Source organism: Pseudarthrobacter sp. AL07 (assembly GCF_029960665.1).
Classification (GTDB): domain Bacteria; phylum Actinomycetota; class Actinomycetes; order Actinomycetales; family Micrococcaceae; genus Arthrobacter.
Genome location: NZ_JASBRB010000002.1, coordinates 326,118 through 341,576 on the forward strand (window position 1 = coordinate 326,118; position 15,459 = coordinate 341,576).

The following is a 15,459-nucleotide window of genomic DNA, read 5'->3' on the forward strand; positions in this document are numbered from 1 at the left end:
CTTAATCCAGTGGGATAGGCCCGATGGCGTCCAGATGTTCGCCGGGGCCCGGATTGCCCGGCGCCGAGGACCCGCCCAAATGGTTCACCACACCCCACACGGCGTTCAGGCCGGTGGTTACGGCGCCCTCGGCCCAGCCCGCGGTGAAGGACACGTCGTCACCGGCGAGGAAGATCCCACGCTGGGATTCGGGCAGTTTGTCCTGCTTGAAGTGCGTGAAGAGCCGCTGCTGGTAGCGGTAATGACCCGGCAGGTTCGCTTTGAAGGCCCCCATGAAGTTGGGGTCCGCTTCCCAGGAAACGGTAATTGGCTGGCCCACGATGTGGCTGGCAATATCCACGCCCGGGTAGATCTGCTCCAGCGAGTGCAGCATCAGCTCAACGCGTTCGTCGGCGTCCAGCGACAGCCATTTGAGCGCGTCATCGTTCCACGTGTAGGACAGCAGGATCACGGCGGGCTTGTCCGGGCCGTCATCCAGGAGGTAGGTGGCCCTGTTCAGCCGGTCCGTCAATGTCATGGACAGGACTTCACGGCCGGTGTCCGGATCGGTGTCCTTCCAGAACGGCCGGTCCACCATCACAAACGTCTTGGACGACTGCATGTAGTGAGAGCGCTCGATCGCGGTCCACAGTTCGGCCGGGAACAGTGCCTCCTCGGTGTGGATTCGCGTGGACAGCAGCCACGACTGGCACGTGGTCACCACGGCAGGGTAGCTTGCCTCGCGGCCCCAGCGCTCCCGGATCCGGAGGTCGCCGTCGGCATCGCGGCTGATCTTGCCCACAGCCCCGCGGGGCGAGCCGGAGTGGAGCGACGCCAGGGACGTTCCGTCCGGCCAGTTGGCCATGCCCGACGGCGCGTGCTGCCACAGTGCCTCGGGGAGCCGTTGGGCTCCCCCGCTGATGAGCCGGTGCTGGTCATCGGCGTCGGTGTAGACCACGCGGAGAATTTCAAGGATGGAATTGGGGAAGTCGGTGTCCCAGCCGCCGGTGCCGAAGCCCACCTGGCCAAAGGCCTCACGGTGCGCAAAGCCGGCTTCCTTGAAGGACTCGCTCCCGGCGATGAACCCGTAGAAGGTCTGCTCGTCCATCAGCGGCAGCAGCTCGTTCCAGAGCTTCTTGATCCGGCCCGTGTCCCGGGCCCGGATGGCCTCCTGCATTTCGACGAACTTCGCGCCGTCGTTCACCGCGGCCTTCCAGGCATCGGCCACCTCGCGGAAGAACGGCGGCAGGTCGTGGGCGGTCTCGGCGTAGTGCTTCTGGCCGGCCAGTTCGATCACGGTACTGGAGGTGACGGGTGCCAGCGGGTTGGGGAAATCCTGGGTGTCCAGTTCCAGCAGGTCAACGTAGTGGTAGAAGGCCCTGCCGGACACGGGGAACCGCATCCCGCCAAGATCGGCCACCACGCCGGGAGCGGACGTGAAACTGGCGGTCCGCAGGCGGCCGCCGATCTGGTCCGCTTCGTAGACAACAGGACGCAGGCCCATCTTCATCAGTTCGTACGCCGTGACGAGGCCAGACAGGCCTGCCCCGACAACGGCGACTTCGGTGCCGTAAAGCTCCGGCGGAACCGAGCCGAGCCCTGCCGGGTGGGCCAGGTAGTGGTCGTAGCTGAACGGAAAATCAGGGTTCAGCATAGTGATGGGGCCAGCCTGGGTGCTGGCCGGGTCGGACGCCGGGAGTTCGGTGGCGACGGTCATGAAAGCTCTGCCTTCGTTCGTTCGGGGGTGGACTGCGTTGAAGATTCCGGCCTGCTCAGCTCACGGTATTCCTCCAGGCTCAGCGCCGCCACCCTGGAGTTCCGGCGGCCATAGCCGAAGTAGGCCGCCAGGCCCACCAGCATCCAGATTCCGAAGGTCACCCAGGTCTCGGCCCCGAGGTTGGCCATGAGGTACGCGCACATCAGGGCGCCGAGGATCGGGGTCAGGGGGAAAAACGGCACGCGGAACGTACGCTCCAGCTCGGGCCGGGTGCGGCGCAGGTAGATCACGGCCACGTTGACCAGGGCGAAGGCGAACAGGGTTCCGATGCTCGTGGCATCGGCCAGGGCACCAAGCGGGACCAGCCCGGCGGTGAGGGCGACGGCGGTGCCCACCAGGAGCGTGCCCGCCGCGGGGGTGCCGGTCCGGCGGGAGACGCGGCCAAAGACCTTCGGAATGAGCCCGTCGCGGGACATGGAGAGCAGGATGCGGGTCTGGCCGTACAGGACAGTCAGGACGATGCTCGCGATCGCCAGAACGGCGCCGACAGCGAAGACAAGGGCGATCCAGGGCTGGCCGGTGGTTTCCTCCAGGATCTTCACAAGGGCCGCTTCGGTGCCGTCGAACCAACCCCAGGGGCGGGCGCCGATGGCTGCGACGGCCACCAGGACGTAGATGGTGGTGACGATGACCATGGAGAGCATGATGGCGCGGGGCAGGTCGCGCTTGGGGTTGCGGGCTTCCTCGCCGGCGGTGGAGGCGGCGTCGAAGCCGATGTAGGAGAAGAAGACCCGGGACGCGGCCGCGGAGACTCCGGCGGCGCCCATCGGCAGGAGCGGTTCGAAGTTGCCCGCATTGAAAGCGGTGAAGGCCACGACGCAGAAGAAGAGGAGGATACCCACCTTCACCACAACGATGGACGTGTTGATCCAGGCGCTTTCCCTGGCTCCGCGGACCAGCAGGATGGTTGCCAGCACCACGATAACCATGGCAGGGATATTGACCAGGCCGCCGCCGCCCGGGGGCTGGGACACGGCGTCAGGCAGGACCTGCCCGAACACTGCCAGGGCCTCGTTCACGTACTGACCCGCGCCCACGGCAACAGCCGCGACGGAGACGGCGTACTCGAGGACCAGGCACCAGCCGCAGATCCAGGCCATGCCTTCGCCCATCGTGGCGTAGGTGTACGAATAACTGGAACCGGACACCGGGACCATGCCAGCCATTTCTGCATAAGAGACGGCTGAAAGCAGCGCGGCGAACCCGGCGATGGCGAACGAGATCCAGATGGCGGGCCCGGCCAGCGGAACAGATTCGCCGAGGATCACCAGGATGCCGGTCCCCAGGGTGGCGCCCACGCTGATCATGGTCAGCTGCAGGACCCCGAAGCTGCGGACCAGCTTCGGTCCGCCATGGCCGCTTTCCGCTTCGCTGACCATCTGTCCGATGGGCTTCCGGCGAAGCAGTTGCGCGCCCAGCCCGGGACGGCCGGCTGGACGGCCTGTGGCAGGTCCGGAGAGTGTTGGCACAGTCATCGTTGACGTCCGTTCGTGAGTAGTTGTCGGTTTCCCTCATCCAGCGTAGGGGTGTGAGCCGCATCTCAGATGTGCAAAGTGACCTATAGTCTTCAACCATGAGACGTAATGCACCAATCGTAGCCAGCGTCGGACACGTCGGCCAGGACTCCTTCCGTGCTGCCTGATGCCGCGGACCATCTGGATGCGGTGACCCTGGGCCAGTTTTTGGCAGCACTCCCCCGGGACCTCAGGGTCCTGCACGATGCTGGTAACTCCAGCGCTCCCTTGCGCTGGGTGGAACCCAGCGAACTGGAGGATCCCACGCCCTACCTGCTTGACGGGGAATTCGTCCTCACGGCGGGACTGCCGTTCCTGGACGACGGCGGCACGAAGGAGCGGGCGGAAGCGTACGTCCGGCGGCTGGTCGGCGCAGGCGTCGCCGCCTTGGGATTTGGCCTCGAGCCCTACTTCGACGACGTCCCGGACCACGTGCTGTCAGCCTGCCAAACCCATCAGCTCACCCTGGTGCAGATCCCCAGCAGCCTCCCCTTCGCCGCTGTCGGCCTGGAGTTCTCCCAGCTCCTGGAATCCGGAAATGCCCGGGTCTTCCGCAAGCTGGCGGAGACCAATCGGCGGCTGATGCGGGCTGTGCTGTCGGCCAGGCCCGAGCACGAGCTCCTGTCCGCGTTGGCACAGCAGGTTCCGGTGTGGGCCCAGCTTTTCGGGGCGGACGGACGCGTGCGGGCCCGTGCGGCAGCGGCCGGGACCGGCGGGACCGGCCCTGCCGCCGCCGTCGAGCCTTCTGCCCTGCAACCGATGCTCAAGCGGCTGCTGGCAGGAAACGGCCCGCGGGTGGAGACAGACTCGTTTCCGACGGACGGTTCGGCCTTCGTCTTCAGCCATCCCCTCCGGAGCACCAAGGACGCCACCCTCGGGGCTCTCATCCTGGGCACGGACAAGCCGCTGACCCCGGCGCAGAACAGCGTGGTGTCCTCGGTGGTGGGGCTGCTGGAACTGCTGGTGCGACAACGCACCAGCGGCTCGCTCGCCCCCAGCCAGCTGGCAACGGCACTCCTGCTGCGTCCCGAGAGCCTGGCCTCCGGATCAAGCCGTCGGCTGAACGTCCTTAGGGACCTCCTGGCCCAAAGCGTTTCCGGAACCCGGTCCGGTGCCCTGAGGGTGGTTCAGGGCGTCCGCGCGGATGTTGCGCCGACCGCGTCGGCGGACGGTCCGGTCCGGGAACTGCTGCAGTGGCGCAGGCTGTTCGACACGAAGATGGTGGAACTGACGGACTACGGGTTTGCCGCCGTCACGCGGTTCAAAGTGGACGACACGCTGCTGCACGAGGTGGAGGACCTGGGCTGGCGTTTGGTGGTGGGCGAACCCACCGAAATGGCCGGCCTTCCTGCCGCCTATCAGCGTGCGGCGTCGCTGCGATCCCGCGTCCAGGCAAGCGGAGAAAGCGTGCGAGTGGATGACGTCACGTGGTCAGTCGCGGGACTGTTGGGCCGCAGCGCCGGCACCATGCTTGCCGCCCGGCTGCTGGAACCGGTCCTGGCGCAGGAGCCTGACCGCAGCAACTCCCAGCTGATCGTCCTGAAGTCATGGCTGGGCGAAAACGGCAACTGGGATGCCACCGCCAAAGCCCTCGGGATGCACCGGAACAGCGTGCGGCGCCAGATCAATGCACTGGCCGAGCTGCTGGCCATGGACCTGGGCTCCGCCCAAGTGCGGGCTGAACTGTGGATAGCGCTGCAGTACGTGGACGGCCTTGAGGGCGGGGGGCCTCAGATACCCCAGGACCGGTAGAGCTCCGGGCGGCATTCAAGGAGATAGGGCACCACGTCACGGGCATTTCGGGCAGAGTCCGGATCCACCTCGGCATACAGGAGTTCGGCTCCCGGTCCCGCCGCGGCCAGCAGCGAGCCGTCCGGCCCGGCGATGACGCTACCGCCCAGGAATTCACAGCCGTCCTCGATTCCGGAGTGGTTGGCATAGGCGATGGTCACCTGGCTTTCCAGGGCCCGGGCGCGGAGCAACACCTGAGGAACGGTCTCGAAGCCGTGCGCCAGGGCGGTGGGCACCAGGAGCAGCTCTGCCCCAGCCAGTGCCGCCGCCCTGACCGTTTCCGGAAATTCCACGTCGTAGCAAATCACCATCGACGTCCGGAATCCGTTGAAATCGACGACGGCGGGACGCGCCTCGGCGGGGCTGAACGCCGCGCGTTCGTCATCACCAAAGAGGTGCACCTTCGCGTAGGTGAGAAGCTCAGCACCCGAACCGTCCACCAGCGTGGAGGTGATGTGCCAGCTGCCCCCGTCCGTGACGGACGGCAGGCTGTAGACCAGTCCGATCCCGTGGCGGCGCGCGATCCCGGCCAGCGCCTCCCTGATGGCGGGCAGCCGGGAGGGCTCCAGTTCCGCGCGGAGCCGCAGCGGGGCGTAGCCCACGGGGAACAGTTCAGGCGTGACGAGGATTGCTGCGCCTGCCGCGGCGGCCGTCCGGGCCGCCGCATCCAGGGCAGCGCAGTTAGCATCGACGTCGAGTACGCGGGCGTTTGCCTGCATCAGGGCCAGCAGCACCGTTACCACCTCACATGAGTCGGGACGGCCGCAGGAAGGATGCGTCCGCTTTGTCCAGCCTAACCTCCGGCCGTGAACGACATCGGGGGCCAATTGCACCGGCCGAAGCCACAGCAGGGACGGATCGTCCTATCTTGTTGACTCATCCGGCAGGCATATTGCGTTAACTTCTTGACTACAACGGTCAATGTAGGGCAGTCTTCTTTTCATGTCCGCCACACCGCGCTCGACGAGGAGCAAGCCAAACAATCCGGGATCCCAGTCAGCCCTCCGGCAACTGAACCAGCAACGGATCATCGAGACCCTCATGAGCGGCCCGTCCACGCAGGCCGAGCTGGCGCGCCAGACCGGGCTGTCCACCGCAACGGTGTCCAACATCGTCAAAATCATGCAGGATGCGGGCCTGGCGTCAACCGAACCGATCACCAGCTCCGGCCGGCGGGCGCTCAACGTGAGACTCAACAGCAACGGCGCGGTGGCAGTGGGTATCGACTTCGGCAGGCGGCATCTCCGTGTCGTCCTGGCGTCCCTGAGCTACCACGTGATCGCCGAAGAATCCGTCCTGCTCCCTTTGGGCCACCAGGCCGAGGAAGGCATCCAGGCGGCTGTTGCACTGCTGGATAAACTGCTCCAGCAAGGCGGCGTGGACCGGAGCCTGGTGGTAGGTGCCGGCGTCGGAATCCCGGGACCCATCGACCGCCGGACCGGCACCGTCGCACAGGGCGCCATCCTCCCGGAATGGGTGGGCATTAACATCCTCCAACATCTGGAGGACACCCTCAAAATCCCCATCTTTGTCGACAATGACGCCAATCTCGGCGCATGGTCGGAGGTCACGTGGGGGCCGCATACGGGGGTCAGCAACCTGATGTTCCTCAAGATCGGCTCCGGCATTGGGGCCGGCCTGATCCTCAACGGTGCCCCCTACTACGGCACAGTGGGCATCACCGGGGAAATCGGCCATGCCACCATTCATGAACAAGGCCTCGTGTGCCGCTGCGGCAACCGCGGTTGCCTGGAAACCATTGCCTCCACTACCACTATGATCGAGCTCCTCGGCCGCGGGGAAGACCCACCCCTCACGCCTGCGGACATCGTCCGGAAGGCCCTGGCGCGCGACTCCGCAACACTGCGCGTGGTGGACGATGCAGGCCTGGCAGTTGGGCGCGCCCTGGGCAATGTGGCGAACCTGATCAACCCTGAAGTCATCGTGGTGGGAGGCCCGCTCGCGGGCCTGGGTGAGCTGCTGCTCGCCCCCATTCGACGGGGGCTGATCCGGCATGCGGTACCGGTGATCGGCGAGACTACCACACTGACGATGTCTTCCCTCGGGGACCGCGCGGAGGCTTTGGGAGCAGCCGCGCTGGTGTTCCAGTACGCCGGCATCCGGCGTACGTAGCCGTTTCGTTATCCCCGAAGTTGCGTTAAAGACTTGACGATAACCGGTGTGATCCAGTTTACTTTTCCATCAGACCACCTTGCGCTTTGCTGGGCGGACAAAGAAGTCACCATGGGAGGCGTAAGGGCATATGACGTCCCACACCACACACAGCGATCCGATCATTCTCGAGATGCGTTCCATCACCAAGGAATTCCCCGGAGTCAAGGCGCTCGACCGGGTCAGCCTCCGGGTCAAGGCCGGAGAAGTCCACGCCATCTGCGGCGAAAACGGCGCAGGCAAGTCGACCCTCATGAAGGTCCTCTCCGGCGTGTACCCCCACGGCACCTACAACGGCGACATCGTCTACCAGAACGAAGTCCAGCAATTCAAGGACATCAGGGCAAGCGAACACGCCGGAATTGCGATCATCCACCAGGAGCTCGCCCTGATCCCGGAGCTCTCCATCATGGAGAACATCTTCCTCGGCAACGAGCCCACCAAGCGTGGCGTCATCAATTGGGATGAGGCCCGCAGCCGCTCCATCGAGCTCTTGGCCCGCGTCGGGCTCCGCGAGAATCCGGACACCCCGATCAAAGAAATCGGCGTCGGTAAGCAGCAACTCGTGGAAATCGCGAAGGCGCTCAACAAGTCCGTGAAGATCCTGATCCTTGACGAGCCCACGGCGGCCCTGAACGAGTCCGACTCCCAGCACCTGCTGGACCTGATTCTGGGCCTGAAGGGCAAGGGGATCACCTCAATCATCATCTCGCACAAGCTCAACGAGATCGAACAGATCGCGGACTCCATCACCATCATCCGCGACGGCAAGACGATCGAGACCCTTGATGTCAAAGCCGACGGTGTCGACGAGGACAGGATCATTAAGGGCATGGTCGGCCGGACCCTGGAGTCACGCTTCCCGGAACATGAACCGAAAATCGGCGACGTGCTCTTCGAAGTCAAAAACTGGACCGTGGGCCATCCGCAGATCGAGGACCGCCTGGTCTGCAAGGGCTCGAACTTCCACGTCCGCAGCGGTGAGATCGTCGGTTTTGCCGGCCTGATGGGTGCCGGCCGGACCGAGCTTGCCAGGTCAATCTTCGGCCGGTCCTACGGACGTTTCATTTCCGGCCACCTCTACAAAGAGGGCAAGGAAATCACCCTGAAGAGCGTCCGGCAGGCCATCGACGCCGGCCTGGGTTACGTCACCGAAGACCGGAAGTCGCTCGGGCTGAACCTGCTCGACGACATCAAGACCACGACCGTGTCCGCCAACCTGGAAAAGATCAGCAAGCGCTCGGTCGTCGATGACAACCAGGAATTTGCCGTTGCCGAGGATTACCGGAAGTCTCTGCGCACCAAGACTCCGTCTGTGGAGGAAGGCGTCGCGAAGCTCTCGGGCGGCAACCAGCAGAAGGTGGTGCTGGCGAAATGGATGTTCACCGATCCGGACCTGCTGATCCTTGACGAACCGACCCGGGGGATCGACGTCGGCGCAAAGTACGAGATTTACGGCATCATCCAGCAGCTGGCGAACCAAGGAAAGGGCATCATTGTCATTTCCTCCGAGCTGCCGGAGCTGCTGGGCCTCTCGGACCGCATTTACACCATCTTTGAGGGCGCCATCACCGGTGTCCTCAACAAGGAGGAAGCCAGCCAGGAAAGCCTGATGAAACTGATGACCTCCGCCCGCAAGGCCGCCTGACTTTCTGGAACATTCCAGACCCTTCCAGACACAAGGACTGACACAATGAACGCGTTAAAGAAGCTCTTTGGCGGCAACACCCGCCAATTCGGCATGATCTTTGCCCTCGTGGCACTGATCATCTTCTTCCAGGTGGCCACCGGCGGCAATACGCTCACCTCAGGCAACGTCATCAACCTCTTCAACGGCAACTCTTACATCCTGATCCTGGCCATCGGCATGGTGCTGGTGATCATCGCCGGACACATCGATCTGTCCGTCGGTTCCGTCGCCGCCGTCGTGGGCGTTTCCGTGGCCATGGCCATGCGGGACTGGGGAATTCCTTGGTACGCCGGTGTACTGCTGGGCCTGGCCCTGGGCGCGCTGATCGGGATGTGGCAAGGCTTCTGGACGGCCTACGTCGGGATCCCCGCCTTCATCGTGACGCTGGCAGGCATGCTGCTGTTCCGCGGCTTGAACCAGTTCATCGGCAAGTCCAATACCATCCCGGTCCCCCGCGATTTCCAGTATCTGGGCTCCGGCTACCTCCCGGAGGTGGGGCCGGACACCGGCTTCAACAATCTCACTCTGTTGCTTGGCCTCGCCGGAGTTGCGTTCGTCATCTTCAGTGCCGTGCGCTCCCGCTCCCATGCCAAGGCCATCGGCGCCCACGTCCCCGAAGCCTGGGTCGTAATCACAAAGCTGGTCCTGGTGTGCGGCGCCATCCTTTTCGCCACGTACTTGTTCGCTACCGGCCGTCCCGGCACGTCGTTCCCCATCCCGGGGCTCATCCTGGCGCTCCTAGTGTTGATTTACGGTTTCGTCTCCTCCAAGACGATCGTCGGACGCCACGTCTATGCAGTCGGTGGCAACCGCCATGCGGCCGAATTGTCCGGCGTGCAGTCCAAGAAGATCAACTTCCTGGTCATGATGAACATGTCAGTCCTCGCCGGCCTTGCAGGCATGATCTTCGTTGGCCGCTCCACCGCTTCCGGGCCTTTCGACGGCGTCGGCTGGGAACTGGACGCCATCGCGGCAGTGTTCATCGGCGGCGCGGCAGTCACCGGCGGCGTCGGCACCGTGATCGGCTCGATAGTCGGTGGCCTGGTGATGGCCGTCCTGAACAACGGCCTGCAGTTGCTCGGCATCGGCGCCGACCTGACCCAGATCATCAAGGGCCTCGTCCTGCTGATCGCTGTGGCCTTCGATGTCTACAACAAGTCCCAGGGCAAGAAGTCCATCATCGGCCTGATGATGAAGAACTTCGGCCGGAACAACGAGATCAAGCCCGACGAGACGACACGGACCAAAGACGTCATCCACCGCGAAGCCTGATCGGCTCCCCCACGTTTCCCCCCACACCATCTATAGAAAGAGAACCAAGCAATGCAAATGATTGGTAAAGCAGGAAAGGTAGCGGCGATCGCCGCCATCGCAGCACTGGCGCTGACGGCCTGCGGCCGCACCGAACCCACCACCCCCGGCGGCGCCTCAGGCGCAGCAGGATTCCCGCAGGACTCCTCGATCGGCGTGGCGCTCCCGCAGAAAACCAGCGAAAACTGGGTCCTGGCGGAAAAACTGTTCAATGACGGACTCTCCAGTGCCGGCTTCAAGGCGGACGTGCAGTTCGCCAACGGTGGCGTATCTGAACAGCAGAACCAGATCAGTGCCATGATCACCAAGGGCGCCAAGGTCATCATTGTCGGTGCCATCGACGGCGCCCAGCTGGGTACCCAGCTGCAGCAGGCCAAGGACTCCGGCGCCACGATCATTGCCTATGACCGGCTCTTGCTCAACACCGCGAACGTGGACTACTACGTGGCCTACGACAACTTCAAGGTGGGTGTGCTGCAGGGCCAGGCGCTGCTGGACGGAATGAAGGCTAAAAAGCCCACGGGCCCGTACAACATCGAGCTCTTCGCCGGTTCCCCGGATGATGCCAACGCGAAGGTCTTCTTCGACGGTGCCATGAGCATCCTCAAGCCCAAGATCGACGACGGCACCCTCAAAGTGGTTTCGGGCCAGACAACCTTTGAACAGGCCGTCACCCAGGGCTGGAAGGCAGAGAACGCCCAGCGCCGCGCTGACACCCTGCTGACGGGCAGCTACACCACCGCAAGCCTGGACGGCGTCCTGTCCCCGAACGACACCCTGGCCCGCGCAGTCCTGACCTCCGTCAAGGCCGCCGGCAAGCCGTTGCCGATCATCACCGGCCAGGACTCGGAAGTTGAATCCGTCAAGTCCATCCTTGCCGGCGAGCAGTACTCCACCATCAACAAGGACACCCGCAAGCTCGTTGAGCACGCGATCACCATGGTTAAGGACCTGCAGGCAGGCAAGACGCCTGAGGTCAACGACACCAAGTCCTACAACAACACGGTGAAGACCGTCCCTGCCTTCCTGCTGCCGCCGGTCATCGTGACCGCCGCCAACGTGAAGACGGCCTACGTGGACGATCCGGTACTTGGCCCGCTGACCAAGTAACGCGGTAAGTAAAGCGGTCCACCGGTCACCACAGGAATACATGGAATGCCCCGGCTCCCCCACAGGGAGCCGGGGCATTCCGCGTCCCAACGCTCTCTCACTTAATGCACGCTTTTCACTAACGCTCTCTCACTGCCCGGCGCCTTTCACAGCCCAAACACAGCTTCGGCCGTCTTCCTGCACAGGCCCGGCCGCGATGGTATGAGCAGATGCCGGCCTTCCCCCGGCCCAGGTCCTACCTGTACGCTCGCTTCCCATCACCGCAACCGGTATCGGCGCCGAAGTGGACAGCACGGGCAAGGCCCTGACCATCACCGAAGGCACCGGGCTCGGCGACTACACGGCTGAATCCGCCAACGCCCTCCTGGGAACCACTCTGGCCGAGAAGAACAACCTGGCCGTCGGTTCCACGTTCACCATCAACGACCAGACGTTCACCGTGGCCGGCCTGCTCGATTCCGGCACCACGTTCGGCAACAACACCCTGTACCTGACCCTCCCCACGGCCCAGACTGTAACGGAACTGCCGGGCGAGCTGTCATCGATGATCGTCACGGTGGACAGCATGGAAAACCTCCAAACCGCCAAGACCGCGCTTGAGTCTGCCCTTGGCACCGACAAGGCCGACGTCACCCAGGGCCAGAACCTGGAGTCGGCCGTCAGCTCGCTCGGCAGCGTCAAGAACACCTCCTTCATCGCCTTCGTCGCAGCCCTGGGCACCGCTGGACTGATCATCCTGCTGATCCTGGTCATGCTGGTCCGCGAGCGCCGCCGGGATCGTAGCGGTGGTCGGCGTTGCCATCATCGGCACGCTGGTCCCTGCACTGCTCACGGCACGCATCCGTCCCATCGAAGTCCTGCGAGGAGAATAGCCATGATTGAAGTCAAGAACCTGGTCCGCACTTTAACGCCGGTGACCGCACCATCAAGCCGGTCAACGACGTCAGTTTTGTTCTGGAGCAGGGCACGCTGGCGTCCATTGTCGGCAAGAGCGGCAGCGGCAAGAGCACCCTGTTGTCCCTCCTGGGTGCGTTGGACAAACCGACCAGCGGAGACGTCGTCGTCAACGGCGTGAGCCTGGCCGGGATGCCGGACGAACCCAAGCTGATCCTCGCTGACGAGCCCACCGGCAACCTGGACGAGCAGACCGGTGACCACATCATCGAACTGCTCAGCTCGCTCAGGCGTGAGCACAACACCACCATCCTTGTGGTCACGCACGACAAGGCGTTGGCCAACAAGACGGACCGCCGCTTCAGGCTCCAGCAGGGCAGGCTGACGGAAGAACCGGGGCGCGCCTTGGTCTGACGCCCGGACTGGTCTGAATGAGAGGATGGGCACCATGAGCGCGCCCATTGCCACACCGTGGCTGTCCAGCCAGTCCGATCCGGATCCCCGGTCTGCCACCGGAAAACGCCTACGGTGGGGCGTCATAGCCACCGGCGGGATCGCGCGCTCAGTCGCGCAGGACCTGGCACTGCTTTCTGACGCCGAGCTCTGCGCCGTCAGTTCCCGCTCACAGGGCACGGCGGAGAAATTCGCCATGGACTACGGTTTCGCCAAAGCGTACGGGGACGACGACGGCGTACCCGGCTACCAGCGGCTGCTCGCCGATGAGTCGGTGGACGTCGTCTACGTCGCCACACCGCACGCCCAGCACCACGAGATTGTGCTCGCTGCGCTCAACGCGGGCAAGCACGTCCTGTGCGAAAAGGCGTTCACCATCAATGCCAGGGAAGCGAGTGAGCTCGTCGCGCTTGCCCGGGAACGGAAGCTCTTCCTCATGGAGGCGGTGTGGTCCCGCTTCCTCCCGGGCATGCAGCGGGCGTTCGAGATTGCCGCGTCCGGGGACCTCGGGGACGTGCACTGGGTGACCGCTGACCTGGGCTTTCCAGCGCCGTATTCCCCGACGTCCAGGCTGTGGGCCAGGCAGGACGGTGGCGGCGCCCTCCTGGACATCTCGGTCTACCCGCTGCTGTGGGCGGTGGGTACGCTGGGCTTCCCGCAGACGGTCAGTGCCACCGGCTTCATTAATGACGACGGCGTGGACGCCCAGAATGCTCTGACGCTCGGCTACAACCATGGGGCCCAGGCCCAGCTGACGTCCTCGCTCCTGGCCTACGGTCCGCGGACGGCCACCGTGGCGGGCAGCCTGGGCTACCTCCAGAGTGTGGGTTCAATCAACAATCCGCGGGAGCTGGTGATCGGCATCGGCCGGGAAGGGCTGCGCACGGAAACGTTCGACGTGGTTGGCATCGGCTATACCTACGAACTGCGCGAGGTGACCCGTTGCATCCAGCAGGGGCTCACGGAGAGTCCCGTTATGCCGTTGGAGGATTCCATCAAAACGATGCGGCTCTTTGACGGAGTGCGCGGGCAACTGGGCGTCAGCTACCCGAACGATGCCCACTGAAGTACCGGATTCTTCCCGCTTCAGGGCTGTGACTTCTTTTGTAAACATGTTTGACGCTCGCCAGTCTGTTATCGATGGGCGAGTGACAAATTAGTAAGTGTGCTGGTTTTATTTTGCCATTTTCCTAGACTTGCTCCACGCAGGAGTCTTACGCTTATCAAGGCGTAGGTCTTATCGGCACTGGGGGTGGTACGCATGGCTAATGTCCTCTCGCCGTGGCGTGCGCTCCGGCCGCTGCTCCTCGCCGGTGCGGTAACCGCTGCCTGGCTGACACTCTCCGTCTCTGCCGCAACGGCAGACTCTTCGGAGGATTCCGGGTCCGTTCTGGGCGGCCTCAACTCAGCGGTTTCGACCCTGACCGCGCCGTTGACCGGTGCCGTCTCTCCCATTCTCGAGGCCCCCTCGCCGTCTCCTTCACCCACCGGACTCCTGCAGCCTGTAGCTGGCACAGCGGATCAGCTTATTGCCGCGGTCCCTGTGGTCAATGGCGTGGTTCCGGCGGGCACCGCCACGGCCGTGGCTGTCCCGATTGCTGCACTGGTGGATGCCGCTGCAGATGACCTGGTTGAGACAGTCGCCCCGCCCCACACCGACGCTGCAACGGTTCTTGAGCCTGTTCTGAAGCCCGTAGTGGACCTGGTAGATGCGACCGTTCCGTCCACACCGGTAGCGCTGCCCGGGGTGCTGCCGCTTGAAGAGATTGCCGTTGCCGGCGAGATCTCGGCGGTCACGGACGCCGCCGCAGCAGCAGCAGGGCACGTCACACCTGATGCCACGAACTCCCCCGGCTCTGCCGCCAACTTGCTTGCCGTCACGGGAACGTCGTCGCTGCCGGTTCCCGCCAGCGCAGACATGCACTCAGTCCCGGCGGAAAGCCCTTGGACCACGGATCCTTCCACGCCTGCGGCTCCGGCCCCGGCAGGACCTGTTTCGGGCGCAGGGAGCGGCGCTTCGCCCTCCGGCGCCTCAGGCTCTGCCGCCTCGCTGGACGAAGCCAGTTTCAACGTGCCGCTCTTAGGGGTCTTCCCCATCAGCGGATCACCAGACCATGCCCCGTCACCGGTGTCATTCGACCCCGGTTCCTCTCCTGACTAGTTGAGCCCTCCTGCCCTTCTTCATGGGCAGAACACGGCCTCAAGGCGCTGACCAGCGCCCCACATCAACTTCTCAGGAGAGAACATCATGAATTGCAACCTTCGCAGGGGGCTGCTCAGCACCCTCTTTGCCGGCGGGCTACTGGCCTTCGGCGCCACCGCAGCCAGCGCCGCGGACACAACGAACGGACCGGACCTTTCCGCATCCGCCCTGGTCTCAGCGGCGGCCTCCGTTGACACGACGTCGTTGGGTCTGCTGGGTGGCCCAACGCAGTCGGGTACAGCGGATGTCGCTGCTGCAGTCGACGCCAATCTTGGACTCAGCGACGGCCTTCTTGGCAGCACTGACGGCAGCGGAACCGACACGACTACCGCTGACGTCGCCGCGGCAGCCGACGTTAATCTCGGGGACACCCTCCTCGGCGGCACCAACGGCAGCGAAACCACCGCCTACGTAGCTGCAGTGGTCGACGCCAACCTCGGCGGCACCAACGGCCTAGGCACCGACAGCACCACCACTGACCTCGCCGCAGCAGCCGACGTAAATCTCGGAGACACCCTCCTCGGCGGCACCAACGGCAGCGAAACCACCGCCTACGTAGCTGCAG

General features: G+C 64.3%; 10 protein-coding genes and 3 pseudogenes. 10 read left to right on the plus strand and 3 right to left on the minus strand.

Annotated elements, in window-relative coordinates; all coding sequences use genetic code 11:
• Window position 1: 1 nt before the first annotated feature.
• Both QK290_RS03470 and QK290_RS03475 read right to left on the minus strand, forming a co-directional pair.
• Entirely contained in the window at window positions 2–1,696 is a 1,695-nt protein-coding gene (locus QK290_RS03470; RefSeq protein WP_282329316.1) for an NAD(P)/FAD-dependent oxidoreductase, read from the minus strand.
• A complete protein-coding gene (locus QK290_RS03475; protein WP_282329317.1) occupies window positions 1,693–3,231 on the minus strand; it encodes an amino acid permease in 1,539 nt (512 codons plus the stop codon). Before QK290_RS03475 ends, QK290_RS03470 begins: the two co-directional genes overlap by 4 nt.
• A 156-nt stretch (window positions 3,232–3,387) precedes the next feature.
• Between QK290_RS03475 and QK290_RS03480 the strand changes: the two genes are divergently transcribed.
• Window positions 3,388–5,022, plus strand: coding sequence for a PucR family transcriptional regulator (locus QK290_RS03480; protein WP_282329318.1), 1,635 nt, complete (start codon window positions 3,388–3,390; stop codon window positions 5,020–5,022).
• Here QK290_RS03480 and QK290_RS03485 read toward each other — a convergent pair.
• Window positions 5,001–5,795 carry a nitrilase-related carbon-nitrogen hydrolase gene (locus QK290_RS03485; RefSeq protein WP_282329319.1) on the minus strand — a complete coding sequence of 265 codons (795 nt, stop codon included), beginning with the start codon at window positions 5,793–5,795 and terminating at the stop codon, window positions 5,001–5,003. The two genes, QK290_RS03480 and QK290_RS03485, sit on opposite strands and share 22 nt — an antisense overlap.
• 208 nt (window positions 5,796–6,003) lie before the next feature.
• On the opposite strand from QK290_RS03485, the gene QK290_RS03490 reads away from it, so the two are divergent.
• The 9 genes and pseudogenes from QK290_RS03490 to QK290_RS03530 form a co-directional block, all read left to right on the plus strand.
• Window positions 6,004–7,194, plus strand: coding sequence for an ROK family transcriptional regulator (locus QK290_RS03490; RefSeq protein ID WP_282329320.1), 1,191 nt, complete (start codon window positions 6,004–6,006; stop codon window positions 7,192–7,194).
• A 130-nt stretch (window positions 7,195–7,324) separates the two neighbouring features.
• Window positions 7,325–8,881, plus strand: a complete 1,557-nt coding sequence (mmsA, locus tag QK290_RS03495) for a multiple monosaccharide ABC transporter ATP-binding protein (protein ID WP_282329321.1) — start codon at window positions 7,325–7,327, stop codon at window positions 8,879–8,881.
• A gap of 45 nt (window positions 8,882–8,926) precedes the next feature.
• The gene (mmsB, locus tag QK290_RS03500) at window positions 8,927–10,195 is read left to right on the plus strand and encodes a multiple monosaccharide ABC transporter permease (protein WP_282329322.1); all 1,269 of its coding nucleotides are present in this window, start codon (window positions 8,927–8,929) and stop codon (window positions 10,193–10,195) included.
• A gap of 51 nt (window positions 10,196–10,246) precedes the next feature.
• A complete protein-coding gene (locus QK290_RS03505) occupies window positions 10,247–11,344 on the plus strand; it encodes a sugar-binding protein (RefSeq protein WP_282329323.1) in 1,098 nt (365 codons plus the stop codon).
• Window positions 11,345–11,582: 238 nt separating this feature from the next.
• A pseudogene (locus tag QK290_RS03510) lies at window positions 11,583–12,216 on the plus strand (ABC transporter permease); the annotation flags it as partial.
• A gap of 2 nt (window positions 12,217–12,218) precedes the next feature.
• Window positions 12,219–12,652 (plus strand): annotated as a pseudogene (locus tag QK290_RS03515) (ATP-binding cassette domain-containing protein).
• A 34-nt stretch (window positions 12,653–12,686) separates the two neighbouring features.
• Entirely contained in the window at window positions 12,687–13,757 is a 1,071-nt protein-coding gene (locus tag QK290_RS03520) for a Gfo/Idh/MocA family oxidoreductase (protein WP_282329324.1), read from the plus strand.
• A gap of 195 nt (window positions 13,758–13,952) precedes the next feature.
• Window positions 13,953–14,852 (plus strand): hypothetical protein, encoded by a 900-nt coding sequence (locus QK290_RS03525; protein WP_282329325.1) that lies wholly within the window; start codon window positions 13,953–13,955, stop codon window positions 14,850–14,852.
• An 87-nt stretch (window positions 14,853–14,939) separates the two neighbouring features.
• Window positions 14,940–15,459 (plus strand): annotated as a pseudogene (locus tag QK290_RS03530) (hypothetical protein); the annotation flags it as partial.